Here is a 26247-nt window from a genome sequence, read left to right as displayed (position 1 = left end):
TTACGCACCTAACATATCTTGAATGTCTGACTTTAATACGTCAGCTTTCGGACCATATACCGCTTGTACACCTTTATCTTTTACAATAAGCCCTAAAGCACCATTTTGTTTCCACTGTGCTTCTGGTGCAACAACATCTAAATCTTTTACTGTTACACGTAAGCGTGTCATACAAGCATCTACGTCAGCAATATTTTCTTTTCCACCTAATAAATCGATAACTTTTGTTGCTAATGAACCGTCTTGTACATTTCCTGTTCCTTCTGATGCCTCATCTTCATTATCAATATAGTTACCTGCACGCCCTGGTGTTGGTAAGTTGAATTTTTTAATTAAGAAATTAAATAGTGTAAAGTTAAGACCGAAGAACAATAATGAAACAATAACAAAGTTGATTAAGTCTCTTGTTAAACCTGCGTTAACCATCATTGGTGTACGAGTAATTAACTCAATAAATCCAAATGCGTGAACACGTAAGTTAATTAAATCAGCTAGCGCGAATGCAAGTCCTGTTGTAATAGCATATACAACATATAATACTGGAGCAATAAACATGAACATGAATTCAATTGGTTCTGTTACACCTGTTAAGAATACTGCTAATGCTGCTGATAAAAACATTGGTTTATATTTTGCACGCTTTTCTTTATCAACGTTACGGAACATCGCAAATGCAATACCCATTAACGCTGCTGTTGAGCCGATAACTTGTCCAGCTTTGAAACGAGCTGGTACAACGTTATTTAATAAATCGTTATATGCCTTCGTATCTCCATTTGCTAATAAATTATTTAAATCTGTAATCCATGCAAGCCATAATGGATCTTGTCCTGCTACAACTTGTCCAACTTTTGAACCAGTTAGCATCGTATATGTTCCGCCTAGCTCTGTATAGTTCATCGGAATCGTTAACATATGGTGTAAACCAAATGGTAATAATAAACGCTCTAACGTTCCATATACAAACGGTGCAACAACTGGTGCACTATCTTTTGAAGCTGCAATCCAGCGACCAAATTCATTTAACCCACTTTGGATGAATGGCCATAGAAGTGATAATACAATTGCAGTAACTGTAGACCAAAGAATTACAACGAATGGTACAAATCGTTTTCCATTAAAGAATGCTAATGCCTGTGGCAGTTTATTATAGTTATAATATTTGTTATATAGATTAGCTCCTAAGAAACCTGTGATAATCCCCACGAAAACTCCCATGTTTAATGCTGGTGCACCAAGTACAGAAGTAAAGTAATCTTTTACAAGTAAATCTCCTGCTATTACTGAAGAAACTGTCGCTTTTGAATCCGCTAACATTTGAGCGTTTACTCCAAATATAGCTCCTGTAATTCGGTTTGTTAAGACGAATGCTAATAGCGCTGCAAATGCACCACCTGCACGATCCTTCGCCCAAGATCCCCCAATTGCTACTGCGAATAAGATGTGTAGATTTGTAATGATTGCCCAACCGATGTCTTCCATTACGCGAGCGATTGTATGAACTGCGTTAACATCCCCAGCAGACATCCCAATTAACTTACCGATGGAAATCATTAAACCAGCTGCTGGCATTACAGCTACAACAACTAATAAAGCTTTCCCGAACTTTTGCCAAAAATCAAAAGACGTAATTTTCATCTGTTCTTCCTCCCCTTTATTTATAAAAACATAATGATTTAAATTATAATTTCTGTCCCTTTCATGAAAACGATTCCTTATATCACTTTTCTCTCTTTACGCAACCGTTTTCATAAATCTATTTTAATAAAAGCGTTTTCACATTGCAATAGAAATTTATTTTTTTTCATAAAAAAAGATGCTCAAAGAGCATCCTTTTTTATTACGAAATGCGATAAATCCTTGTTTCATAAGGTTTTAAAGCAATTGTTGTTACTTCTTCATGTTCCGCAACTTCATAGTTATTTAAAAGCAAACGTTTGCGTTCTAGTGCAAATGAACCCTCATTATACACAGCTTCCTCTTTTGAGATATTACTAATTACAATGACTTTTTCATCCTGTAACGTACGTGTATATGCATAAATTTGTGGGTCGTCTTCTAAAAGTAAATCGTACGTACCATAGTTCAGTACATCGTGCTCTTTTTTCAGGGCAATCATTTTCTTATAGAAATTGAAAATAGACTTTTCTTCATTTTTTTGCTTTTCAACATTAATTTCTTTGTAATTTGGATTCATGCTAAACCAAGGTGTACTTGTTGTGAAACCAGCATTCACCTCATCATTCCACTGCATAGGTGTACGTGAATTATCGCGGCAAGAAGCCCATATAATCTCCATCATATCTTGATGTGGTACACCCTCTGCAATTTTCTCGCGATATAAATTTTTAATTGCTACATCATCGTAATCTTCAATATTTGGTAACTGAACATTTGTCATACCAATTTCTTGTCCTTGATAAATAAACGGTGTACCGTGCATAAAGAAATACATCGCTCCTAGAGCTGTTGCACTTTCACGCCAATATTGTTTATCATCTCCCCACGTTGAAACGATACGTGGTTTATCGTGATTCTCAATATATAAAGCGTTCCATCCTTTATTTTCTAATCCTTTTTGCCATTTCGTTAATACTTTTTTCAATCCTACAACATCAAGGTCTTTCTTCTTCTCTGCATCCCATAAACTTAAATGTTCAAACTGGAATACCATATTGAACTTACCTTGCTCTTCTCCAACCCAAAGCTCAGCATCTTCAACCTTAACGCCATTTGCTTCACCAACAGTCATAATATCGTACTTAGAGAATGTATTTTCTTTTAGCTCTTCTAATAAAGGTTGAATACCTTTCACATTCATATGTTTATCAAAAGATGGCACATATTTTAACTCTTTTGGATTGGGCATATCCTTGAGGCCTTCTTCTTTTTTAATATGACTGATCGCATCAACACGGAAACCATCAATACCTTTATCAAGCCACCAATTAACCGTATCATATAGTACTTCGCGAACTTCTTTATTCTCCCAGTTTAAATCTGGTTGTTTACGTGAGAATAAATGTAAATAATATTGTTCTGTTTCTTCATCATATTCCCATGCCGAACCATTAAAAATACTTTCCCAATTGTTTGGCTCCGCACCATCTTTACCATCATGCCAAATATACCAATCACGCTTCGGATTATCTTTAGATGAACGTGATTCAATAAACCATGGATGTTCATCACTCGTATGATTAATAACTAAATCAATAATAAGCTTCATATCACGCTTATGAACTTCATCTAGTAAAGCATCAAAGTCTGCCATTGTACCAAACTCATCCATAATATCTTGATAATCACTAATATCATAACCATTATCATCATTAGGTGACTTATACATTGGACAAATCCAAATTACATCTATACCTAAATCTTTTAAATAATCCAGTTTTGCAATAATACCTTGTAAATCTCCAATACCATCACCATTTGAATCCATAAAGCTTCGTGGATAAATTTGATAAGCAACTGCTTCTTTCCACCATGTCTTATTCATAGTCCTTCTCTCCTTTTGCATCCCATCGGAATTTTATGCAAACGTTTTCGTAACACTATCATAACAAAATATGAACAGTTTGCAACTGTTTTCATTGAACTCTATGTAGATTCTTTATTCTTATGCTTTATTTATTTCTCACAAAGGTAAATCTCATTCTTCACCTCTCCTTGTCCACGCGTATTACAGACATTTTTCATATATTAATAAAAAATCTCTGATTATTTTAGAAAGGAGTAATAAATTGAAGCAAACAAAATTAACAGGTCGTATCGTTGTTCCCGCAGATTCTGACTACGACGTAGCCCGAATGAATTTAAATTTAAGTATTCCAAAACTCCCTTGTATTATTGTTTTTTGTCAAAATAACAAGGATGTCTGTAACGCCTTAAGATGGGCACGTGAACGTCATATACCATTTCGGTTAAGAAGTGGACGTCATAGCTATGAAAATTTTTCTCTTTTAAATAGAGGACTTATTATTGATGTGAGTGAAATGCATCGCATTACTGTTAATACAGAGAAATTAACAGCAACAATTGAGGCTGGTGCAAATCTTGGCACTGTTTATAAAGAACTTTGGAATTACGGTGTTACAATTCCTGCTGGTACAAGTGCAAGCGTTGGCATTGTTGGATTAACACTTGGTGGTGGCATCGGTATGCTTTCGCGCTTATTGGGATTAACATGTGATCAATTAATGGAAGTGGAAATGGTACAAGCGTGCGGAAAATTTGGTGCAAAACTCATTCGTGCAAACGAACAAGAAAATTCTAACCTTTTTTGGGCGTGCCGTGGTGGTGGTGGTGGAAACTTCGGAATTGTTACTTTCTTAACTTTTCGAGTCCACCCTATAAAAAATGTATCAATTTTCTCAATCACATGGGAATGGGAAGACTTTATTGATGCATTTCAAGCGTGGCAAAACTGGGCACCTCATGTAGATGAACGTCTCACTTCATCGATCGAATTATTCGCCAAACAACGAAATAAAATCGAAGCACAAGGCGAGTTTGTCGGTTCTCCCTCTGAACTCTATTCCCTATTATCCCCTCTTCTTGAAACTGGTAGCCCCTCTCTCTTTATAGAAGAAGTTCCTTATATAAAGGCTGTTGAATTTTTTAATGGCGGTAACATCCCTGAAAATTTCAAGCGCTCTGGTTCCTATGTCTATAAACCTATTCCCCTTAAAGGCATTCAAATCATGCAATACTTTCTTTCTCATGCCCCAAATAAAGATGCTAGTATTTGGCATCAATCGCTCATAGGTGCTGTTGAAAATATTTCGCCGAATGAAACGGCTTATTTTCATCGTAAAGCAATTATTGCTCAAGAATACATTACCTCTTGGAAATGCGATGATGAAGAAAATCGAAATATACGCTGGGTTAAAGATTTACGAGAAAGCTTAGATCCTTATACACTAGGTGACTATGTGAACTGGCCCGATATCAACATTAAAAATTGGGAAACTAGTTATTATGGCTCTAACTTTCACAGATTGCGTAAAGTAAAAACCATGTATGATCCTTTTAATGTTTTTCATTTTCAACAAAGTATTCCTCCTTTTCATACGTGAAAAAAGGGGATAACATAAAAAAAATCACCCAATATACAGTTACCTCGCAGTATGTTGGATGATTCAAGTTGATTTTCTATATCGTTTCAAATCCTTGCTCCTACTCTTAAACTTTTACTTACAGATTAATTGTATTTCGTATCATTTTCATGCAATGAATGTAATTTAATATTTGGTACTTTATCTTTTTCAATACCTCTATTATAAGAAACAGGAACTTGAAATTCGAATTGCTTTGTCTCATGTTTTTGTAAATAGACTGGTTTCGGTACTGGATAGCTTTTTGAATTCTCGTTTGCATTATCATATAAAACAACTTTTAATGCTTGTGAATGATTACGATAATTTTTTAAAGTAACAATGCACTTCGGTTGGATATTCTCTCCATTTTTCTCCATTCTACACTGGCTATCTTCTTTTTTATATTCTATTGCTTCTACCCCTGTTTTTCCTGCGTAGTACCATGTTTTATTCAATGTCTGGAGGATTGTATTTAAAATAAACGGCATCATTAAAATCAAAATACTAATGCCTACTACTTTTATCTTATTCATTTTTCTAAATGTACTAGACTCCTTTTTTCCTAGCCATTTTAAAAATAATATAAATGCAATTACATGTAGTATGAAAGAAACAATCCATATATTTGAGACTTTATAATCCATATAAACATACGTATGTATCGGAATCTTATAGACATTGAATAGTTTTTCCCCAATTAATTCATTATCATTTGGAATTTTTAATAATAACAAAACCCCTATACTGTAACAAATAGCTACTAATCGATCATACTCAATACGAATCATTCTTTCTCCCCTTCACTTTGTTTTTTATTATCGATTTTAGCTATTATTACCATACTATACAATCTTTTTATAGAGGATAACGTAAAAAAGTTCCTTATAAATATATAAAGAACCTTATTAATATACATTATGAATTAAAAAATCAATATACAATATTCACATAGAGATTTCTTCAAAATATGTTGGATCATGTATTGTAATTTTTTTATCTAAAATTGTAACAATGCTATCATTTTTTAATTGTTTTAATACGCTGCTAACTGTCTCTCGAGATGTTCCAGATATTTTGGATATTTCAATTGTTGTAAGTGGACATGAAATTACAATCTTTTCCCCACTCTGTTCTCCTAAATCCTGCATTAAATAATTTAACGTTTGGATAACCCGATCTTGTGCATTAGGAATTGTAATATTTTGCACTCGATTTTCGTTCAATTTTAATATAGATGATAATTGCTGAACAACGTACATCAATTGCGTTCTGCTGGATTTTACCATATCTTCAAAGATTACCGTTGGAATATAATATACTTCCACATCCGTCATTGCTTCTGCTGTATAGTTATATCCTCTGTCTGTAAACATACCACCATAAGGAAAAATAGAATACCGCTTTACATAGTCATCGTATAATAAGTTCCCATTTTGATTAACCCGCTCTAACTTTACAAACCCCTCTAACATGAAGTAAATTCTTTCCCTTGAATCTCCTTCTAAAAATAAAAATTGACCTTTTTTATAAGTTCGCCAATAAACAAACTCTGTTAAGCCTTTCAATTTTTTTTCTGTTAAATGAGCAAATAATTCGAACTGCTTTAAGTCTTTCACTACGTTCCGTCTATTCATAAAATTCCCTCTCTCTTGCTGTATGTTGGAGCGACAAATCAAGAAAGCGTATTCAATTTGAATTTTATCATAATTAACTTATATATTCAGATTTCATCATGAAAACTTTATGAACAATGAGTACAAAAAATATTAATAAATAAAAAGAATGAAGTTATTAACCTCATTCTTTTTTTACTACTAAGTAGCGTACATAATAATTTAAACATACATGCATATATTCTGTTTTGAAATAATAGTACCAGCTTTTTCTTCTAGTGCTTCATATACTTTTTCTAAAGACGTAATAATTGTTTTTCTTTTTGGATTTGTATTAACAAAATTAATAGCAGCTTCAATTTTTGGAAGCATGCTTCCCGCAGCAAATTGTTGTTCTTCAATATATTCTTCTAATTGATTCACTGTGACATGCTCTAATTTTTTTTGATTCGGTTGATTATAATTTACATACACATGATCAACTGCAGTTAAAATAACGAGCGTATCGGCATCTACTAATTCTGCTAATTTCTGCGCAGCGAAATCTTTATCGATAACCGCTTCAGTTCCTTTTAACCCTTCTTCGGAATCAATTACTGGAATTCCACCTCCGCCAACAGCTATCACTATGTTTCCATCTTCGACCAAAGAATTAATCACTTTATGTTCATGAATACTTACAGGCTTCGGTGATGGAACAACACGTCTCCACCCTCTACCAGCATCTTCTTTAAACACTGCTTTTGTTTCATCCATTAATCTTCTGGCCTCTTCTTCTGTATAAAAAGGACCAATTGGTTTAGTTGGATTTTTAAATGCCTCATCTTTTTTATCCACAACAACGCGTGTTATAACCGTTGCTACATCTTTGTTTATATTCCGTTTTTTCAATGCCTTTTCAATCGCATTTTCCATCCAATATCCAATCATCCCTTGGCTCATTGCCCCACAAGTATCTAATGGCATTGCAGGTGTCTTTTCCGTTTCTGCAGCTTTTTGCTGTAATAAAATATTCCCCACTTGTGGGCCATTTCCATGCGCAATTACTATATCCACATCATTTTCCATTATTTTCACAAGTTGTTCCGCCGTTTTTTCCAACGCTTCTTGCTGCGCTCCCGCAGTAGCTTCTCCAGACTGTATCGCATTTCCCCCTAGTGCAACTACAATTTTTCTTCGTGCCATATTTCAGCCCTCCAGTTGATTTCGCTTTCACAGCGCTTTATAAAGTAATACTGCCTGTAATTAATCCATAAATCGCAAAGAATGCTAAAGCACCAATTGCTACGGATGATGCTAATTCCACTCGAGTAAATATTTGCTTCGAACTCTTTTGCTTTTGAACATTGTAAAAAATAAAAATACCTGGCGCATATAAAGTCATTGTTAATAATAAATACTCTAAACCAGCTGCATAAACTAACCACACACCATAAATACTTGCTATCAAACCAATTATTATATTTTTATTTCGATCTACTTCTTCAGATTTTAAGCTATGCTTCAGTTGATAAAATGCTGAAAAAGCATATGGGATTAAAATGGCTGAAGATGCTAAAGAGAATGCAAAGTTATACGCCTGATCAGAAACGACGAATGTTAACAAGAATATTTGAATTAAACCATTTGTTATCCATAATGAATTTACTGGAGCCTTATTTTTATTTTCATTTGCGAACCATTTTGGAAATACTCCATCTTTAGCCGCTAAATATGGAATTTCAGAAGCGAGCAAAGTCCAACCTAACCAAGCACCTAATACAGAGATGACCAAACCTAAATTTATAAAGATAGCACCCCATTTTCCAACAACACTTTCAAATAAATAAGCCATAGCTGGATTTTTCAAACCAGCAATATCTGCTTGCTGCATAAGTCCAAGAGACAATAATGTGATTAAAATGTAAATGATGAGTGTACCAATTAAGCCAATAACCGTTGCTTTCCCTACATCACTTCTATTTTTTGCTCGACTGGATAAAACAACAGCCCCTTCTACACCAATAAATACCCATAGAGTTACAAGCATTGTACTTTTAACTTGGCTGCCAACTGCTCCCCATGAAAAAGAACCAGTTTGCCCCCAAAATCCATCTAAGAACGTATCAATATGAAACGCGAAGATTCCTATGACAATAAATACAAATACAGGTACTAATTTTGCGATTGTAGTTACTAAATTCACAAGTGCTGCTGATTGAACTCCACGTAAAATTAACATGTGAACACACCACAATAATACGCTTGCACCAATAATGGATTCTACATTTTGACCGCCTTCAAAGATCGGGAAGAAATATCCTAATGAAGAAAATAATAATGTACCGTAAGCTACATTCCCAAGCCAAGCAGATAGCCAGTATCCCCACGCACTATTAAATCCCATAAAATTACCAAATCCTGCTTTTGCATAGCTAAAAATACCACCATCTAAATCTGGCCGTCTTACAGTTAGATTTTGAAAAGATAATCCAAGTGCAATCATCCCAATTCCTGTTATAACCCAGCCAATAATAATGGCTCCAGCACCAGCACCTTTTGCCATATCACTCGCTAAATTAAAGGCTCCACCGCCAATCATAGACCCAACTACAAGAGCCGTTAGTGTAAACAACCCTAATTTCTTATCTTCACCCATTCCACTCACCTCTCTTTAATTGCAATAACAATACAAAAGCAATAGTGAATGATAGTGTCTAAAGGAGGAGAAAGAAGAAAGGAAGACTCCCTTTCTTCTTTACTCCATGTTTCCTAAAGTAGCTGCCATAACCGCTTTAATTGTATGCATTCTATTTTCAGCTTGATCAAATACTTTTGAATGTTTACTGCGGAATACTTCGTCAGTTACCTCCATTTCTTTCAATCCATATTTCTCATAAACTTCTTCGCCATACATCGTTTCAACATCATGAAATGCAGGTAAACAATGTAAGAAAATCACGTTTTCATTCCCTGTTTCTTTAATCATTTTCATATTTACTTGATAAGGTTTCAATAACTCGACACGTTCAGCAAATTTTTCTTCTTCCCCCATAGACACCCATACATCTGTATAAATTACATCTGCACTCGCAACAGCTTCTTCCACATTACTTGTTATCATTACCTGTTCATTATATTTTTTTGCTAAATCAATTACTTCTTGTGCAGGCCATAAAGATTCCGGTGTACAAATACGTACATCCATTCCAATGATTGCTCCACCAACTAGTAAGCTATTAGCAACATTATTTCGTCCATCTCCAACGTAAACGAGCTTCACATTTTTTAATTTCCCTACATGTTCTCTAATTGTTAATAAATCTGCTAGTGTTTGTGTTGGATGCCACATGTCTGTTAATCCATTCCAAACTGGCACACCAGAATTTTGTGCTAAAGATTCTACAGTTTCATGACTAAATCCACGAAACTCAATTCCGTCAAACATACGCCCTAACACTTTCGCTGTATCCTCTACGGATTCTTTTTTCCCAAGCTGAATATCACCTTTCCCTAAATATTCAGGATTCGCCCCTAAATCTGTACATGCTACTGTAAATGCACAGCGCGTACGAGTGGAGGTTTTTTCAAATAAGAGCGCTACATTCTTATCTTCTAAATAATGATGCGGGATACCATTTTTCTTTTTCTCTTTTAATTCTGCTGCCAAATCTAGAAAATATAACAATTCTTCTTGTGTAAAATCTTTTTCTGCTAGAAAGCTTCTTCCTTTTAAATTTGGTCTAGTCATTAACATACTTCATCCCTACTTTCTCCATTATTTATACTAAATATCTTTACGAACAATTGGCATACTCATGCAACGTGGACCCCCACGCCCACGAGATAATTCCGAACTTAGCACCTCAATCACTTCTATACCGTGTTCCCGTAATAACGTATTGGATACATAGTTGCGATCATATGTAACAACTACACCTGGCGCGATTGCTAATGTGTTCGAGCCATCATTCCATTGTTCACGAGCAGAAGCAATTACATCTCCTCCTCCACATGGAATAAGAACTAATTCACTTAAGCCTAATACCTCTTTTAACGCTTCCATTAAAGAATTACGATGTGTAATTTTAAGAGTTTCCTCATCTGTTCCTTTTTCTAAAATATAAATATTCATATTCCCTTTTGGCCCTTGAATGGCTGGGTGAATTGTAAACTTGTCATAATCAACCATTGTAAATACTGTATCTAAATGCATAAATGCTCGGCATTTTGGAATTTCTATTGCTAACACTTTCTTAATTTTATTTTGTCGGCTAAAGAGATTTTTAGCTAAACGTTCAATTGCTTTAGCTGAAGTACGAGCAGATACTCCAATCGCAATTGTTTCTTCATTTAAAATTAGCTCGTCGCCACCTTCAATTGGAAATTTATAATCACGATCTAACCAGATTGGTACATTATGTTTTACAAATCTTGGATGATATTTAATGATGTACTCCATGAATAATGATTCACGTCTACGCGCTGGTTCTCTCATCTTATTTATCGTTAAACCATCGCCCACGCTAGCTGCTGGATCACGAGTAAAATATAAATTAGGCATTGGATCTAAGTAAAACGGATAGTGATCTTCCATTAATTCATATAAATGTGTCTTCTTACTTGTTTCAATTTCGTTTTTCCGTACACCGCCCATAATTTTTTGAATTAATTCTTCATTTGAAAAGGAGAGTAAATATTCTTTTAAAGTTTGATGTGCAACATTTACGTCGGCCTGTCCTTCTTTTAAAATACGATCAACAAATTCTTCTCGAAGTTTTTTATCTACTAACGCCTCAGCAGCTAGTTTTTCTAAATATAGAACTTCAACACCCCGATTGCGTAACGTTTGTGCAAAATAATCATGCTCTTTTTGAATAATTGGCAAGTATGGAATATCGTCAAATAATAATTGCTGCAAATAATCTGGCGTCAAGTTTTCCACTTCTTTACCCGGTCGTTTTAATAAAACCGTTTGTAATTCCCCAATTTCTGAAGTAACATGTATCGGATGTTTCATTTGTTGTACCTCCTTTTAAATATGTTTGATGTCTTACAAGTACATAATAAATGCTCTGCACTTTCATCTTTGTGAAAGCATCCACATTATCATTGTGAAATATTAAACAAGTAATTTTTTTAAAATCATACGAATATGTATTTTTATAACAAACTATCTCGCTTTCTCAATAAAAAATACATATATTACGCATATATGTTGAATATTTAACTTCCGTATTTAAACAAAAATCCTGTTTTTAATTTTATTAAAAACAGGATTTTTTTATCTAAATAATTAAATTTAATCTTTCTTCTATAATCTCCCTATCTGATTTCGACTGTGAAATTATAAGGCATGTATCATTTCCACATATACATCCTATTTTTTCTTTCCAATCTAACTCATCAAATAAAACACCAATAACATGTGCATTACCAGGTAATGTTTTAATAACCATTAATTGATCTACACAATCAATTTTTACAACAACCTCTCGTAATTTTTTCTTTAACTTTATATCAGTTTGTAAATGCTCTTCTGTGAAAACTTTATATATCATTAATCCTTCTTGAGAAGGTACCTTCGTTAAGTTTAACTCACGAATATCGCGAGAAACCGTAGCTTGTGTTACTAATACATCTTTTTTTGCTAACAATTCTACTAATCTTTCTTGCTTATCTATTTCATACTCCTTTACAAATTGTTTAATTAACCGTTGTCTTTTTTCTTTTTTCATAAAAGACACCCCTTTTAATATTATAGCTCGCTATAATTTTCATCCGAAAGGGACAGAAAAGAATGTTGCGGAAACGTTCATAGTTTAACTGTAAATATTAAATCAAGCTAAATAAAAAAGAGAAGAACAGCATTCTGTTCTTCCTTTTACATCGAAAATCGTTCAATTGTTTGTTTCAAATCAGTTGCTTGCTTCTCTAAATCCTTTAATAATTGATCGATTACTACCATATTTTTAGACTGTTGTAGCGTCACACGCGCCACTTCTTGCGAACCGGCTGACGTTTCTTCAGCAATTGCTGCTACAGCTTTTGTTTGTGCTCCTGTTTGATGAATGTGGCTCACTTGTTCATTCATATAACTACTGATTTGCTGAGTTGCATCGGCTACTTCCATAACACTTGATGACATTTCTTTTAAAATTAATTCCGTAGCTTCCCCACGTTTCGCCTCTTCTTTAGCTATTTTCACTTGTTCTGTCATTTTCATTGCAACTTGTTGTACTTCATCTTGCATATTTCGTAATAACTGCGATATGTTTCTTGCAGAATGATCGCTTTCATCAGCAAGTTTCCGTACTTCTTCCGCAACAACCGCAAAGCCTCTCCCATGCTCTCCTGCGCGAGCTGCCTCAATAGAAGCATTTAGTGCTAATAAATTCGTTTGGCTAGCAATCGCACTCACAACAGACACAATATGTTCTACTTGTTTCATTCGTTCTTCTAACTTCTGTACATTTTGCATTGAATCTTCATTTTCTTTTGCCAATGTTTGAATACCTTGAATTAAAGACGTAAAGACACGAGTACTATGCCCTAAAGCTTGAACCATTTCTGAAGACAACGTATCAGACTGCTTCGCTTTTTCTTCTACTTCACTTGCAATAGACGTCGTTGTATCAACAGCAGAAACAATTGCTTGAATTGATGCCGCTGATTGCTCAGCGCCTGAAGAAATCTCTGCAAGTGTCTCAGATACACCTTGCGCTTGTCTCGTTGCTTCGCCTGTTTGTTTTCTAATCTGCTGTACTTGATTATTTGTATACGAAAATGTTGTATCAATATTTTTTACCATGCCCCTTAAGTTTCCTAACATCATATTAAATGCAACACTTAAAGATTTAATTTCATCATCTGTCTTCGGTAATGGAACATCTTCACGAATATCACCCTCAGCTGCTTTTCTTGCCGCTTCCTCTAACTTGCGAAGTGGTTTAATTAAAAATACGGCTGCTCCATATGCTAAAATTCCAGACCATACTACCCCTAATAACATAACGATAATATTATATACAGTTTGACTTACATAACTTTGAAAATAATCGTATATCACGTAAATAAAAAATATACTTGTTGAATATGTAATGAAAGCTAAAACTGTAGTGAATAGCATAAGTTGTGTACGTAATCCAAAAGAAAATGTTTTCCTTTCTTTTTCCATCTTCCCTTTCCCCCTTTTTATAAGCAATATAAATACTACCTATATATTATTATCCATATTTTCATTATAGAAGGATATAGAGATTTTAAAAAATATTATTTCTTTGAATATCAAATTGCATGAAAAAAATAAAGGATTCTGACAATTTATGACTAATAACAGAAATAAGGGGCAACATTTGTAAAATATATTTTTAACTGGGGGATTTGTATGATTCAGGTTCGAAATCTAGTAAAGTCATTCGGTTCACTTGATGTGTTAAAAGGAATTGATTTAGAAGTAAAAGAAAAAGAAGTTGTTGTTTTAATTGGTGCCAGTGGTTCTGGTAAAAGTACATTACTTCGCTGTCTTAACTTTTTAGAAATGTACGATGAAGGTGAAATCCACTTACAAGGTGAGCGAATTGATCCAAAGCATTCAAATTTAAATAAAGTCCGTGAAAATGTCGGTATGGTTTTTCAGCACTTTAACCTCTTTCCTCATATGACCTCACTAGAAAACATCATAGAAGCACCTATTCACGTAAAAAAATTAGAGAAAGCAAATGCAAAGGATATTGGAAATCAACTTCTCCAAAAAGTCGGCCTTCAAGATAAAGCGGATGTAACTCCTCATCTTCTTTCAGGTGGTCAAAAACAGCGCATTGCCATTGCACGAGCTCTTGCAATGAGCCCTAAGATTATGCTATTTGATGAGCCTACCTCAGCTTTAGACCCTGAACTTGTTGGAGAAGTATTGCAAGTTATGAAAGAACTTGCTGAAGAAGGGATGACAATGGTTATTGTTACTCATGAAATGAATTTCGCAAAAGATGTAGCTGATCGCGTCATCTTTATGGACGATGGAAAGATTGTAGAAGATGCTCCGCCAGCACAATTCTTTTCAGCTCCATCACATGAACGAGCAAAACAATTTTTACGCAACGTTTTATAATGTAACTTCTGTTTCAAACGAAAAGGAATACATTCATACGGTGCACAACTAATCATCCAAATAAAATATTTCAATAACATACTGAAAACCATCCGTATGATCAATATATAGGAGGGGTTTTATGAAAAGAAAACTATTAACCATTGTTGCGAGCATTACACTATGTACATCCTTCATACTAGGAGCTTGTAGCAAAGAAAGCTCTACTACTTCATCAAATGGTGAAAAAGAATTTCGCTATGCGATGAGTGGATTATACAAACCTTTTAACTATAAAGAAAATGACGGCAAACTTGTCGGCTTTGATGTAGAAATCGGTGAAGCTCTTGCTAAAAAGATGAACATGAAGGCTACGCCAGTTACAAACCCATGGGAAACGCTAATTCAAGGTCTTCAAGCGAAGAAATATGATGTAATACTGGGTAGTATGGCAATTACAGAGGAGCGCTTAAAAGCTGTTAGTTTCTCAAATCCGTACTATCGTTCTGGCGCCCAAATTTTTGTGGCTAAAAAGAATACCGCTATCTCTTCTCCAGAAGATTTAAAAGGTAAGAAAATTGGTGTTGTAAAAGCTAGTACCTTTAAAAATCTTGTTGCAAAATATACAGATCAAATCACAGAATATGACAGTGATATTACTGCTCTTATGGATTTAGAGCCTGGGCGTGTTGATGCAGTAATTACGGATCAAATGGTTGGTCTACGTATGATAAAAGAAGGAAAATCGAATATAAAAGAAGCCGGAAAACCATTAAATCTTGATGAAATGGGAATTGCTATTCGCAAAGATGATAAAGAAATGGTTGAGAAAGTAAATAAAGCGTTAGATGAAATCATTAAAGATGGTGCGTATGAAAAGATCAGTAAAAAATGGTTCGGGCGTAATATTCTTGGTGAAGAGGAAAAAACGAAGTAAGTTAGCCATTCAAAAGATTCATAAACAGTGCCCCACTGATTAAGTGTTCATTTTATGTGGGGCATTTCATTCTCTACTAAAATCTATACAATATGAGGTGAAACGCATGTTTGAAATTTTTATCTCTTCCTATCCCACACTCTTAAAAGCTACTATTGTCACATTACAATTAACATTAACTTCCCTAGTACTCGGTTCATTAATTGGATTATTATTCGCTTTCTTTCGAATCTCTAACAATAAAGTTTTAAATAGTATCGCTCATGTCTACATTGCTATTATTCGTGGTACACCTTTAATTGTTCAAATTGCCATTCTCTATTTTGGAATTACATCCGTTGTTGTTTTCACTCCTTTTTGGGCAGGAGCAATCGCTTTAGCAATTCATAACGGTGCATATATTACGGAAATTTTCCGGGGATCCATTCAATCCGTTGACCGGGGACAATTAGAAGCAGCTCGCTCTTTAGGCATGCCTTATCCTTTAGCTATGCGACGAATTATATTACCACAAGCATTTCGTCTGTCTCTTCCTCCTCTAGGAAACCAATTTATTATCGGATTAAAAGATTCTTCACTTGTTGCTTATGTAGGAATGTCCGAATTATGGGGATCGGGTTTATCAATTGCAGCAGGTAACTTCCAACAATTAGATACTTACATAATCGTTGGTGCATACTATCTCGTACTTGTTCTTCTATTTACTTATTTTGTTAATCTTTTAGAAAAACGATTACAACGAAAAGAAACTAACTCCTTCCAAGTCCATAAAAAGAACAAAAAGGATGTTTCTTTATAAGAAAAAGCAAGCCTGAGATGGCTTGCTTTTTCACTGCAAAAGTATATTAATTTTTACTGATTTATTTTTTTAATACTCTCTTTTTCTTCTATATGTTCCTCACGATATGAAATATTATGAGGGTCTAAGCCATTTCCTAAAGAACCGTAGAAATGCTCTCTATGCGGATCAACTAATTCACTTCCGTGATAATACACACGTGGTGTATTCCAAAGTGCTGCCAATGCTTTTGTCATCGGCATTTCGTGATAACGTTCCGGCCACATTTCTTTAATCTTCTCTTTTACTAACGGATAGTATTTAGAGCTCATAGCAGGGAACAGATGATGTTCTGTATGATATGAGAAATTGAAATGTAAAACGTCTACCCAGCGCGGCACTGTTACTGATAAGCAGTTTGCTAACGGATCATTTACTGGAACAATTGGATTTAAGCGGTGATTTGTTGCGATATATGCCATTACAATAAAGTTAGCAATTAACAACGGAATGACATATGCAAATAACCATTTTCCAGGTCCCATAATAAACAATAAACTAATCCAAACTGTCCAAGGCAAAAGAAGTTGAAGCCATACAGATTTTTGATTGGATGACTTGAACTCTTTTATAAAATGAAAGAACATTCGAGTCGAATGCAATGTAAATTGAATTGTTAGTGACAGAAAACTAAAGAATGAACGTACATGTAGAGGCATACGATATACCCAACTCAAAAACTTACTCTTCTTAAGTTTCTCAAGTGTCGGCCATGCATCCGGATCATTCTCTTCATGCTGTGTATGAACATGATGCGTTGCATTATGCCACTTTCTCCAAAGCTTTGGCCCTGTTGATAATGGCATAAATGCAATAGCGCCTAAGAAGTCGCGAAGCCATGCCTTTCTTACAACAGTTCCATGTAAAATTTCATGCCCTAAAAATCCTAGTGAAGCAAAACATAATCCAAGAACAATCGCAATTCCTAGATTCGCCCACACATTCAATTCAAATACACCAATCGATATTAATCCCGCCAATGCCACAAGCAAATAAGCCAGTCCACCAAATAAACGAGTAGGCACTGGTTTAAATGCTTTTTTCGGCAAATGTGGTGATACACGTGCTGCATACCACCCAAACGTATGAAGCTCCTTCATCCTTTTGCCCCTTTCTTATGCCGCGCCTTGCGCAACTTACATATATCAATTCTTGCTTCCAGATTGATTTTACTAGATGATCCAAAAAGCATCTATTATAAGGAAAATATACTCACTCTATCGTCACTTATTTTTCGCTTTTATTATCAATGAAAAACATTTCTCTTTTTACCCTCTATCAACCTTTCCACATGATGAATCATAACAATAGAATTTCTATATTGTCAACAACTTTTATGACCTAGTAATAAAAGTTGGTTATATTTTTATAATCATACTTTATTTCACTAAAGAAAACGTATAGATTTCATAAGGATTTACCCACTATATATAGACATTTTCTTAAACGGCATAGACTCTATCTCATTCAATAACTCTCTATGTAATCAACAAACAGAATCATTTGAATTTAGTTTTATATAAATCCTACTTCTTCATAATGCCCCACCTAATTAATTATATTAAAATAATTTATACCCTCTTTTAATAAAAATAGACTTCCTCTAAAACAACACACATGAATTTCATATAATATGGAAATATTAAAAGGAAAATTGTTCTAAAATCAGGAGGTTTCCGCAATGACAAGTGATACATTTCCACAACTGCCGCTATCTTATTGGATTGAATCTACTCAATTTCCTACTTTCCCTCGTTTATCCGAAAATATAAAGACGAAAGTTGCTATTATCGGTGCTGGTATTACAGGTATTACTACTGCCTATTTACTTGCAAAAGAAGGCATCGATGTTGTTTTAATTGATTCTGGTCGTATTTTAAACGGAACGACTGGGCATACAACAGCGAAAGTAACAGCACAACATGATCTTATTTATGATGAATTAATAAATCATTTCGGTGTAGAAAAGGCCCGGCTTTACTATGAATCAAATAATAAGGCTCTACAATTCATAAATAAAACTGTTCAAACATATAAAATCGACTGTAATTTCTCAAATGAAGATTCATATTTATATACAACTACTGATAACGGATTAAGAAATTTATCGAAAGAATATGAAGCTTATCAAAAATTAAATATACCTTGTGACTATGTTCAATCTCTATCGATTCCTATTCCAGTACAATCTGCGCTTGTAATGAAAAATCAAGCACAATTCCATCCCCTTCTTTATTTAAAAACACTTTTAGAAAAGTTTGTGGAGATGGGCGGAAAGGTCTACGAACAAACAACAGCTATGGATGTGGAAAAGGGCGATTATCCACAAATAATTACAAAAGAGGGCCATCATATCACTTGTGAATATGTCGTCTCTTGTTCACATTTTCCTTTTTATGATGCGAATAGCTTTTTCTTTACGCGAATGTACGCAGAACGCTCCTACGCTCTTGCAATAAAAGCAAAAACGGAGTATCCAGGTGGCATGTATTTAAGTATTGATGATCCAAAGCGCTCCTTACGCTATATAACAAACAATGGAGAAAAATTAATTTTGATTGGCGGAGAGAGTCATAAAACAGGTCAGGGAATAAATACGATGCTTCATTATGAAGCACTCTATTCTTTTGCTGAAGCCACTTTTGGAATAGATGAAGTTCCTTATAGATGGTCAGCACAAGATTTAATTACTCTAGATAAGCTTCCTTATATCGGACATATTAACGAAAGAAATCCAAATATATTTGTTGCAACTGGATATCGCAAATGGGGAATGACAACTGGAACTGCTGCCGCTCACCTACTGAAGGACTCCATCCTAAAAGTTCACAGTCCCTATAAAGAACTGTATGCACCATCACGCTTCCATGCAAATCCAGATATAAAAACGTTCCTCTCCCAAAACATTGATGTTGCGAAACATTTAATTGCAGGAAAGATTGAAACCGCATTACGTAAGCCAGAAGATCTCGAAGTTGGTGAAGGATCTGTCGTACATGTTAACGGTAAACGAGCAGGTGCTTATAAGGACAAAGAAGGAAAATTACATATCGTCGATACAACTTGTACACATCTCGGCTGTGAAGTTGAATGGAATAATGGTGATTGTACTTGGGATTGCCCTTGCCATGGTTCTCGTTTTTCAATTGAGGGAGACGTTCTTGAAGGCCCAGCAGATCAACCGTTAAAACGAGTTGATAATGAGTAAACAAATAAAGAAGTTCAACAGAATTACTGTTGAACTTCTTTATTTGTTATAAACCCTTTTCAGATAAAATTCGACACAAGGAGGAAAATATTAACATTAAATAAAATAATATATTCATCTACAAATTAAAAGGGGTGAATATTATGCAACCTTCAGCTCCACCTCATCTAGAATCTACAGAAACTATCTTTCCAAGCTCTATTACAAAACTTGTTGTTTTTATTTGTTGGCTAGCCATTTTAGCTGATGGATATGATTTAGGTATTTACGGTGCCGTTCTACCAAAGCTCCTAGAAGACAAAAGCTGGGCGCTATCACCAGCGCACGCTGGTACAATTGCAAGCTATGCTTTATTTGGGATGTTTATTGGGGCTATTCTAGTTGGAACGATTACAGATCTAATTGGGCGTAAATGGACGCTTATATGCTGTTTAGCACTTTTTTCTATCACAATGGGTTTAGCGGCTATCGCTCCTTCTCCTGAGTTATTTGGATTATCTCGATTTATAGGAGGAATCGGATTAGGCGGTGTTATCCCTACGGCTTCAGCACTCACTGTTGAATATTCACTCAAAAAAAGGCAATCTTTTATTTATGCTCTTATGTTTACTGGCTATCCTTTAGGTATCGTGTTAGGTGCTATTTTGTCCATGCTTATGTTAGAAGATTTCGGATGGAGAATTATGTTTGGTATCGGAATGATTCCACTACTCCTCATTCCTTTCATTATTCGCTATTTACCTGAGTCCATTCAATTTTTATTATCACGTAATCGCCAAGAAGAAGTGAAGCAAATTCTTAATCGTTTTCAAGTTGAATTTCATGTAAAAGATAAAACTCATCAAGACCCATCTACTATACGAAAGAAAAATGGATTTTTTACTTTATTCTCAAAAGAATACATAAAAGCAACGCTACTTTTTTGGATCACTTATATAATGGGAATGTTTTTAATATACGGTTTAAACACTTGGTTACCACAGATGATGCGCCAGGCGGGATATCCTCTTGGATCTAGTCTGTCTTTTCTACTTATGCTAAATATTACCGCAGCTATCGGCGCATTATTTGCTGGAGCAATTGCTGATCGTATAGGCGCAAAAATTGTTATTAGCATCTCTTATCTTATGGCAGCCATATGTATCGGACTATTAACAATCAAGCCATCCGTTACAATCATTTATCTTTTAATTGGCCTTGCTGGTATTGGATCGGTCGGTATTACTCAAATATTAAATGCATATGTAACACAATACTTCCCATCACATATCCGAGCTACCTCCTTAGGCTGGGGACTGGGACTTGGCCGAGTTGGTGCAATTGCTGGCCCTATTCTCGTCGGTATTATTATGACAATGCAATATGACTTAGCATGGAATTTTTACTTATTCTCCTTTGCAGGTCTTATCGCAGCTATATCTGTTTTCTTCATTCCTACAAAATAAAAGAGCACAAACTTACTTGTGCTCTTTTTCATATGCTTCAAACAACATATCTCGAAACAATGTATTTAAACTCTCAATATCGATTCCTGATCCCTTTTCAATTCCTTTTACATATTCCTGATAGTAATGAATTTGTTCTTCTAAAAATTGATTTAGCACCTTAATTTTCAATCCAACATCTAATTCAGTACCTGCTTTTTTCTTTATTAACAACTTTTCAATTTCATCTAATACGCTACGTTCTAATGATAATTCTGTAATCAATCGGTCAAATTCTACAGGAGGTAAAGTCGCTTTCTCTTCTAGCCACTTACAAGCTAAAATGGGACGTAATACATAAAAGTACTTTTTCAGCTTTACATTCTCACCTTGCAAAAATTCACGATAATTTTTCGACGCCATATGTAAATAATGATATATCGTTGCTTTTGGATCAAAATTCTTCTCACTCATCTGTTGAAGTAGTTCTGGAAAATTAGAGTTTTTCGAATAAAAAATTGGTGATTGAATCCACTCAAGTAAAGCAGGATTCGACTTCGCGAATAGTTGCAACGCCTTTTTAATATCCCAACCACTTATATCTAAATCATCACTAATTGGATATTCAATTACATCTCGTTTGTCATGAATTGATAAATACCATTCTACCGGATGTATATAAACAAACCTAACATCATAATCGCTATCTTTCGATGGAAAACCCCAAGCACGACTCCCTGATTCTACCGCAAATAAAATTTTCACATCATTCTCTTTTTCAATTCTTTCTAACTCCAACTCGATTTTCTCTCTCATTGCATAACACCTCCATTTTTTGATTATTTCCTTGGAAATTCGACAAATACAATACTAATTTTACTACATACCAAAAAAACTGTCAGAAATTACTGACAGCCTAATGAAACGTCTATTGTTGCTTTTCGATTACAGTAGTAGCAATTCGTTCAAACTCTTTTTGAATCTCCTCTTTATATGCATCTACTATTGAAAAATCCATAGCAGCAATATAAATTCGTTCTAATTTATCACGAACCGATTTTGCTTTCCCTAAGAAAGACATCGCCTCATTCATTTTTGCTTTATATTGAATGGAGACATCACGAATTTCCTTCGCATATTTCTCATCCGTCCCTGGCGTAACAATAAGGGCATACATATCAATAATTTCATCACCCTCGCGACTTGGAAAATATTCATGTGGTGCAGTGCTATCAAAAATTGCAAAGCCTAATTCTCTTACGATAACCATATCAAGACTATTCGGGTCAAATCCGCAATGATATACTTCAACTTCAAACCCTTTTTCTTCAGCTGCCTTAGCTAACTTTTTGAGCATCGTTGATTTTCCAGAACCTGGGCGCCCTTTTATAAAATAACGATGTGGTAACCCTTCTGTTAAATTAGGGACAAAATCAACTGCTCCTTTCGGTGTAGCAGCTCCTAAAAAACGATGTTTTACAAGCGATTGTCTCCCGCTTTTATCTGCAAATAATTTCTGGATTAGCTGATTGGTTAGTTCATTTGCTTTATTAAAATCTATATTATCAATATATATCTTCTCCCACTCATCATGTATAACCAATGCCTCTTTAAAACGTGCGTAAGCAGAATGAAAAGCTTTGCTTGCTTCTGAAACAAATCTTTCAATTTCTAACTTCTGCTTTCTTAGTTTATCTGAGTCCCAAGCAATTCCTAAATTTATATACTCTTCAACAACTCCTGGCATTTTTGGCTCAATAACATGCGGCGATGTCCCATCAACAATTCCTGCTTTTAATTTTGGGATAATTACACCATCAACCGATTTATTGTCAGAAGAACAATGTAAAAATTCAATATCATATCCTTTTTCAACCCATTCACGACCGATTGCCTTTATTAAAGAAGATTTCCCCGTTCCTGGGCCACCCTTTAAGATAAATAATCTGTCTAACCCTTTTAAATTCTCTTCGTATAAATTATGAAATCCCCTAGCTGTATTACCACCAGCATAATAATTCAATACATTTCCTGTCACTGCACTCACTCCTTCGCAGCATTCTATTTACATAAGCTACAATATGCGCGTAGCTTTATTTGGGTGAATACCTATTTTGTATTGCACGCAAAAAGGAAATGAATTACAATTTAACTATCGGAAAATTCCAATTTCAAAAATTAAATACTTCTTTATCCAGAGAGGCAGAGGGACCGGCCCTTTGAAGCCCAGCAACCTCAGTTTATACAAACTGAATAGGTGCTAATTCCTGCAAAATGCATTGCATTTTGGAAGATAAAACTCAACTAGCATGTAAAGCTCACCTTTCTTGATATTGAAGGGTGAGCTTTTTATTATTTGAAAAACATATATTGGAGGTATGTAAAATGAAAGTAATTGATCTATCGCAAACATTTGAAAATAATATGTCTCAATTTCCTGGAACACCTAAAATACAACTAGAAGCTGTTACAAGTGTTGAAGAATCAGGATATCAAGTTACAGATTTTCATTCTGTCGTTCATGTTGGCACGCATTGTGATGCCCCTGCGCATTTTATTTCAGGCGCAACGACCATCGATCAATTACCGCTGGATCAATTTGTAGGCGAAGCTGTTCTTATAGATGTAACACATATTCAAGAGCGAAAATTACCTAAGGCAGTATTGCATAATACTGACATAAAAGAAGGTGATATTGTTATTTTTCATTCTAATCTATCCACTAAATGGAATACAGAAGCTTATGAGAAGGAAGCATTTTATCTTTCTGAAGAATTAGCTAAAGAACTAGTGCGATTAAAGGTAAAATCTATCGGTTTAGATTTCATTTCTCCTGATGAAGTCACAACAGAAACATCACCGATTCATCACATATTACTAGGGAATAATATTTATTTAATCGAAAACTTAACAAATCTAGATGCTATCGAAGCAAAACGTTTCTTTTTCTCAGCCGCACCTTTAAAAATTAAAAATAGTGACGGTGCTTTCGCAAGAGCATTTGCTGTTATATTTTAAACACAACCTATAAAGTGAACCTTTAATCAGTGGGGGTTTTGTTCATCCCACACCTAACTTCTTTGCTTCCGCTGAATTTTGAGGTGGGGGTCTTACTGCCCGGCAAATAGCGGGATAAAAAAAGCAAAGGCCACTATTGGTCTTTGCTTCTATATTTTCTATTTAAATTAAGAAAGAATTGTTCCACACGGGGACGCACCCAAGCTAAACAATCTATCTCTTTCTTCTTTGTGCAAACTATCTCTTCTCCATCTACCATTTCAACAAGTTCTAGTTCTAACAGTTGCCTCGTGAATGCTAACATATTCACTTCTTCGGATGGATACTCTTCTTTTAATTTCTCCTCAATTTCCCCCAATAAAAAACCGTCACGCATCATTGCCAATGCATCAATCCAAAGTGGCGGCATTTCATATTTTTCTCCTGTAATTGTATCTTTTACAATATAATTCTTTTGCTCTTTTCGAAATTGAATCGTGTGTAAACATACAGTCGAATTTAATGTTAATTCCATCATACCACCTCTTTCATAATATCTGCATAGAAAAAAGGATGCGTGTGCACCCCTTCTTATCTTTTCATAACACCACTGAACCGCTACATGAGCAATCAATCTCATGTCGATATTTTCCTCCATTATAAACGAAGTATTTTATAAAAAAAACCCTTCTTGAAACATTTTATAAAATGTTTATATTTACACAACAAGAACACTTTTCTGAAAAATCTTTTCTCCCAATACATTAAACGGTCGGCAGAAAAATTTCTACTTTCGTTCCTACTCCTAGACTACTTTGGATCGTGATACTCCCTTGATGTTCCTTAATAATTTTATATGTAATCATTAACCCAAGTCCTGTACCAGTCTCCTTTGTTGTGTAAAACGCCTTGCCAATTTTTTCTAATTTTTCATTCTCTATACCAAATCCTTGGTCTTCAACAGAAATACACAAATGTCCTTGCGTTTTTTGATATGCACGGATATGAATTTCTCCACCCTCTGGCATTGATTCTATTCCATTTTTAATGATATTTAATAACACTTGTTTTAATTGCTTGTCATCACCGTTTATAGCCGGTAAATTCCCATCTACTTGTAAATGACATTTAACTCTATATTGCGTTGCATAACTTTCCATTAGATGCACAACATATAGAAGGATGTCTCGTATATTACACCTTTCATAATTTGTTGGCTTTGGTTTTCCTAACAACATCAATTCACTAACAAATCCATTAACCCTTTCAATTTCTTGTAGCATAATGTCGTAGCTCATCGTATCAGTTGGATTTCTTTCTTTTTGCATTTGCGTAAACCCTTTTAACGCTGTTAGCGGATTTCGAATTTCATGGGCAATTGTTGTAGACATAGTCCCAATCACAGCTAAATTTTCCGTCTCTTTCATATTGTTCATCATTTCAACCACTGTTCTTACATAAGATTGAAATCGTTTTAATAAAGAATGTGAAATAATGAAATAGAATATACATAAAACAAGTGGAATTACCACTTTTAAATCTTGTAATAGCAATGTGAAAAATACGTACTTTCCAATTACACTAAAGGACACTAAATAAAAGTATTTTCTATTCACGAAAACTGGGGCAAATAAAATTAATAACATTTCTACCATACTACCATGTTCAAAAGGTCTATCCGTTCGCAAATAAATCATTAAATTATTCACAAGATTGATAAACATGTACCCAAATAAAAATAAATATTTTACAGAATATACATACCCTCTTTTTTGAAGATATATAGAAATAGGAAATAATGCTATTACAAATATAGGCACACCTATCCCAAGACTACCTTCTGGCCAACCTACCGCTGTTCCACTAATATTCATAGCAGGATATACAAAATAATATATAGCGTCATATAAAAAGAATATAATATAAAATAATAATATAAATACCTTTAAGGCTCTTCTTTCTTCATAAATCAAGCTCTTGTATTTATTCATATAAAAACTCCCCTTGATCGATACAAAAAACTTTCATTGTTATCTCCTTAAAGTATAAGTATGAAA

At 34.5% G+C, this 26247-nt stretch carries 21 protein-coding genes, 2 pseudogenes and 1 riboswitch; of the genes and pseudogenes, 7 read left to right on the top strand and 16 right to left on the bottom strand.

Features of this window, described 5'->3' with window-relative positions:
- Together JFU02_RS21550 and JFU02_RS21545 are read right to left on the bottom strand one after the other, a co-directional pair.
- Entirely contained in the window at positions 1–1638 is a 1638-nt protein-coding gene (locus JFU02_RS21550; protein ID WP_000705567.1) for a PTS transporter subunit IIBC, read from the bottom strand.
- A 202-nt stretch (positions 1639–1840) separates the two neighbouring features.
- A complete protein-coding gene (locus JFU02_RS21545) occupies positions 1841–3505 on the bottom strand; it encodes a glycoside hydrolase family 13 protein (protein ID WP_097888749.1) in 1665 nt (554 codons plus the stop codon).
- A gap of 244 nt (positions 3506–3749) precedes the next feature.
- Here JFU02_RS21545 and JFU02_RS21540 point away from each other — a divergent pair, with 244 nt between their 5' ends.
- Positions 3750–5084, top strand: coding sequence for an FAD-binding oxidoreductase (locus tag JFU02_RS21540; protein ID WP_201071641.1), 1335 nt, complete (start codon positions 3750–3752; stop codon positions 5082–5084).
- Positions 5085–5209: 125 nt separating this feature from the next.
- Here the strand turns inward: JFU02_RS21540 and JFU02_RS21535 are convergent, their stop codons facing one another.
- From JFU02_RS21535 to JFU02_RS32800, 9 genes and pseudogenes are all read right to left on the bottom strand, one after another.
- Entirely contained in the window at positions 5210–5893 is a 684-nt protein-coding gene (locus tag JFU02_RS21535) for an ABC transporter permease (protein ID WP_086406861.1), read from the bottom strand.
- Positions 5894–6049: 156 nt separating this feature from the next.
- Positions 6050–6739 (bottom strand): Crp/Fnr family transcriptional regulator, encoded by a 690-nt coding sequence (locus JFU02_RS21530; protein WP_001081913.1) that lies wholly within the window; start codon positions 6737–6739, stop codon positions 6050–6052.
- A 201-nt stretch (positions 6740–6940) separates the two neighbouring features.
- Complete coding sequence (gene arcC, locus JFU02_RS21525; RefSeq protein WP_086406863.1) at positions 6941–7903, bottom strand: carbamate kinase; 963 nt, start codon at positions 7901–7903, stop codon at positions 6941–6943.
- Between the two features lie 37 nt (positions 7904–7940).
- Positions 7941–9356, bottom strand: a complete 1416-nt coding sequence (gene arcD / locus JFU02_RS21520; RefSeq protein WP_097888747.1) for an arginine-ornithine antiporter — start codon at positions 9354–9356, stop codon at positions 7941–7943.
- A gap of 99 nt (positions 9357–9455) precedes the next feature.
- On the bottom strand, positions 9456–10454 hold the full coding sequence (argF, locus tag JFU02_RS21515; RefSeq protein ID WP_000930285.1) for an ornithine carbamoyltransferase: 999 nt from the start codon (positions 10452–10454) through the stop codon (positions 9456–9458).
- Positions 10455–10484: 30 nt separating this feature from the next.
- Complete coding sequence (gene arcA / locus JFU02_RS21510) at positions 10485–11717, bottom strand: arginine deiminase (RefSeq protein ID WP_000682341.1); 1233 nt, start codon at positions 11715–11717, stop codon at positions 10485–10487.
- A gap of 268 nt (positions 11718–11985) precedes the next feature.
- The gene (gene argR, locus JFU02_RS21505) at positions 11986–12435 is read right to left on the bottom strand and encodes an arginine repressor (RefSeq protein WP_000711828.1); all 450 of its coding nucleotides are present in this window, start codon (positions 12433–12435) and stop codon (positions 11986–11988) included.
- A gap of 146 nt (positions 12436–12581) precedes the next feature.
- Positions 12582–13154: pseudogene (locus tag JFU02_RS32805) on the bottom strand (methyl-accepting chemotaxis protein); the annotation flags it as partial.
- 369 nt (positions 13155–13523) lie between these two features.
- Positions 13524–13709, bottom strand: a pseudogene (locus JFU02_RS32800) (HAMP domain-containing protein); the annotation flags it as partial.
- A gap of 375 nt (positions 13710–14084) precedes the next feature.
- Between JFU02_RS32800 and JFU02_RS21495 the strand changes: the two are divergent.
- The 3 genes from JFU02_RS21495 (at position 14085) to JFU02_RS21485 (ending at position 16522) form a co-directional block, all read left to right on the top strand.
- The gene (locus JFU02_RS21495) at positions 14085–14807 is read left to right on the top strand and encodes an amino acid ABC transporter ATP-binding protein (RefSeq protein WP_000616920.1); all 723 of its coding nucleotides are present in this window, start codon (positions 14085–14087) and stop codon (positions 14805–14807) included.
- A gap of 121 nt (positions 14808–14928) precedes the next feature.
- Complete coding sequence (locus JFU02_RS21490) at positions 14929–15723, top strand: ABC transporter substrate-binding protein (RefSeq protein ID WP_097820813.1); 795 nt, start codon at positions 14929–14931, stop codon at positions 15721–15723.
- Positions 15724–15766: 43 nt separating this feature from the next.
- Entirely contained in the window at positions 15767–16522 is a 756-nt protein-coding gene (locus tag JFU02_RS21485) for an amino acid ABC transporter permease (protein WP_116366276.1), read from the top strand.
- 53 nt (positions 16523–16575) lie between these two features.
- Here the strand turns inward: JFU02_RS21485 and desB are convergent, their stop codons facing one another.
- Positions 16576–17661 (bottom strand): Delta(10) desaturase DesB, encoded by a 1086-nt coding sequence (gene desB, locus JFU02_RS21480; RefSeq protein ID WP_000661220.1) that lies wholly within the window; start codon positions 17659–17661, stop codon positions 16576–16578.
- Positions 17662–18242: 581 nt separating this feature from the next.
- Between desB and JFU02_RS21475 the strand changes: the two genes are divergently transcribed.
- The gene (locus tag JFU02_RS21475; protein WP_000199984.1) at positions 18243–19769 is read left to right on the top strand and encodes an FAD-dependent oxidoreductase; all 1527 of its coding nucleotides are present in this window, start codon (positions 18243–18245) and stop codon (positions 19767–19769) included.
- Positions 19770–19912: 143 nt separating this feature from the next.
- Positions 19913–21214 (top strand): MFS transporter, encoded by a 1302-nt coding sequence (locus JFU02_RS21470; protein WP_001183076.1) that lies wholly within the window; start codon positions 19913–19915, stop codon positions 21212–21214.
- A 12-nt stretch (positions 21215–21226) separates the two neighbouring features.
- Here the strand turns inward: JFU02_RS21470 and JFU02_RS21465 are convergent, their stop codons facing one another.
- Positions 21227–22009, bottom strand: coding sequence for a nucleotidyltransferase domain-containing protein (locus tag JFU02_RS21465; RefSeq protein WP_201071638.1), 783 nt, complete (start codon positions 22007–22009; stop codon positions 21227–21229).
- A gap of 112 nt (positions 22010–22121) precedes the next feature.
- A complete protein-coding gene (locus tag JFU02_RS21460; RefSeq protein ID WP_097820811.1) occupies positions 22122–23231 on the bottom strand; it encodes a PRK06851 family protein in 1110 nt (369 codons plus the stop codon).
- A 149-nt stretch (positions 23232–23380) separates the two neighbouring features.
- Positions 23381–23493, top strand: a riboswitch (SAM riboswitch).
- 85 nt (positions 23494–23578) lie between these two features.
- On the opposite strand from JFU02_RS21460, the gene JFU02_RS21455 reads away from it, so the two are divergent.
- Positions 23579–24211, top strand: a complete 633-nt coding sequence (locus tag JFU02_RS21455) for a cyclase family protein (RefSeq protein ID WP_000862977.1) — start codon at positions 23579–23581, stop codon at positions 24209–24211.
- A 133-nt stretch (positions 24212–24344) separates the two neighbouring features.
- Here JFU02_RS21455 and JFU02_RS21450 read toward each other — a convergent pair whose 3' ends face one another.
- Positions 24345–24725, bottom strand: coding sequence for a hypothetical protein (locus JFU02_RS21450; protein ID WP_098013694.1), 381 nt, complete (start codon positions 24723–24725; stop codon positions 24345–24347).
- 229 nt (positions 24726–24954) lie between these two features.
- Entirely contained in the window at positions 24955–26181 is a 1227-nt protein-coding gene (locus JFU02_RS21445) for an ATP-binding protein (RefSeq protein WP_001046109.1), read from the bottom strand.
- Between the last annotated feature and the right edge of the window lie 66 nt (positions 26182–26247).

The organism is Bacillus sp. TH13 (assembly GCF_016651175.1).
GTDB lineage: Bacteria > Bacillota > Bacilli > Bacillales > Bacillaceae_G > Bacillus_A > Bacillus_A thuringiensis_S.
This window is presented reverse-complemented; position numbering and strand designations above follow the sequence as displayed.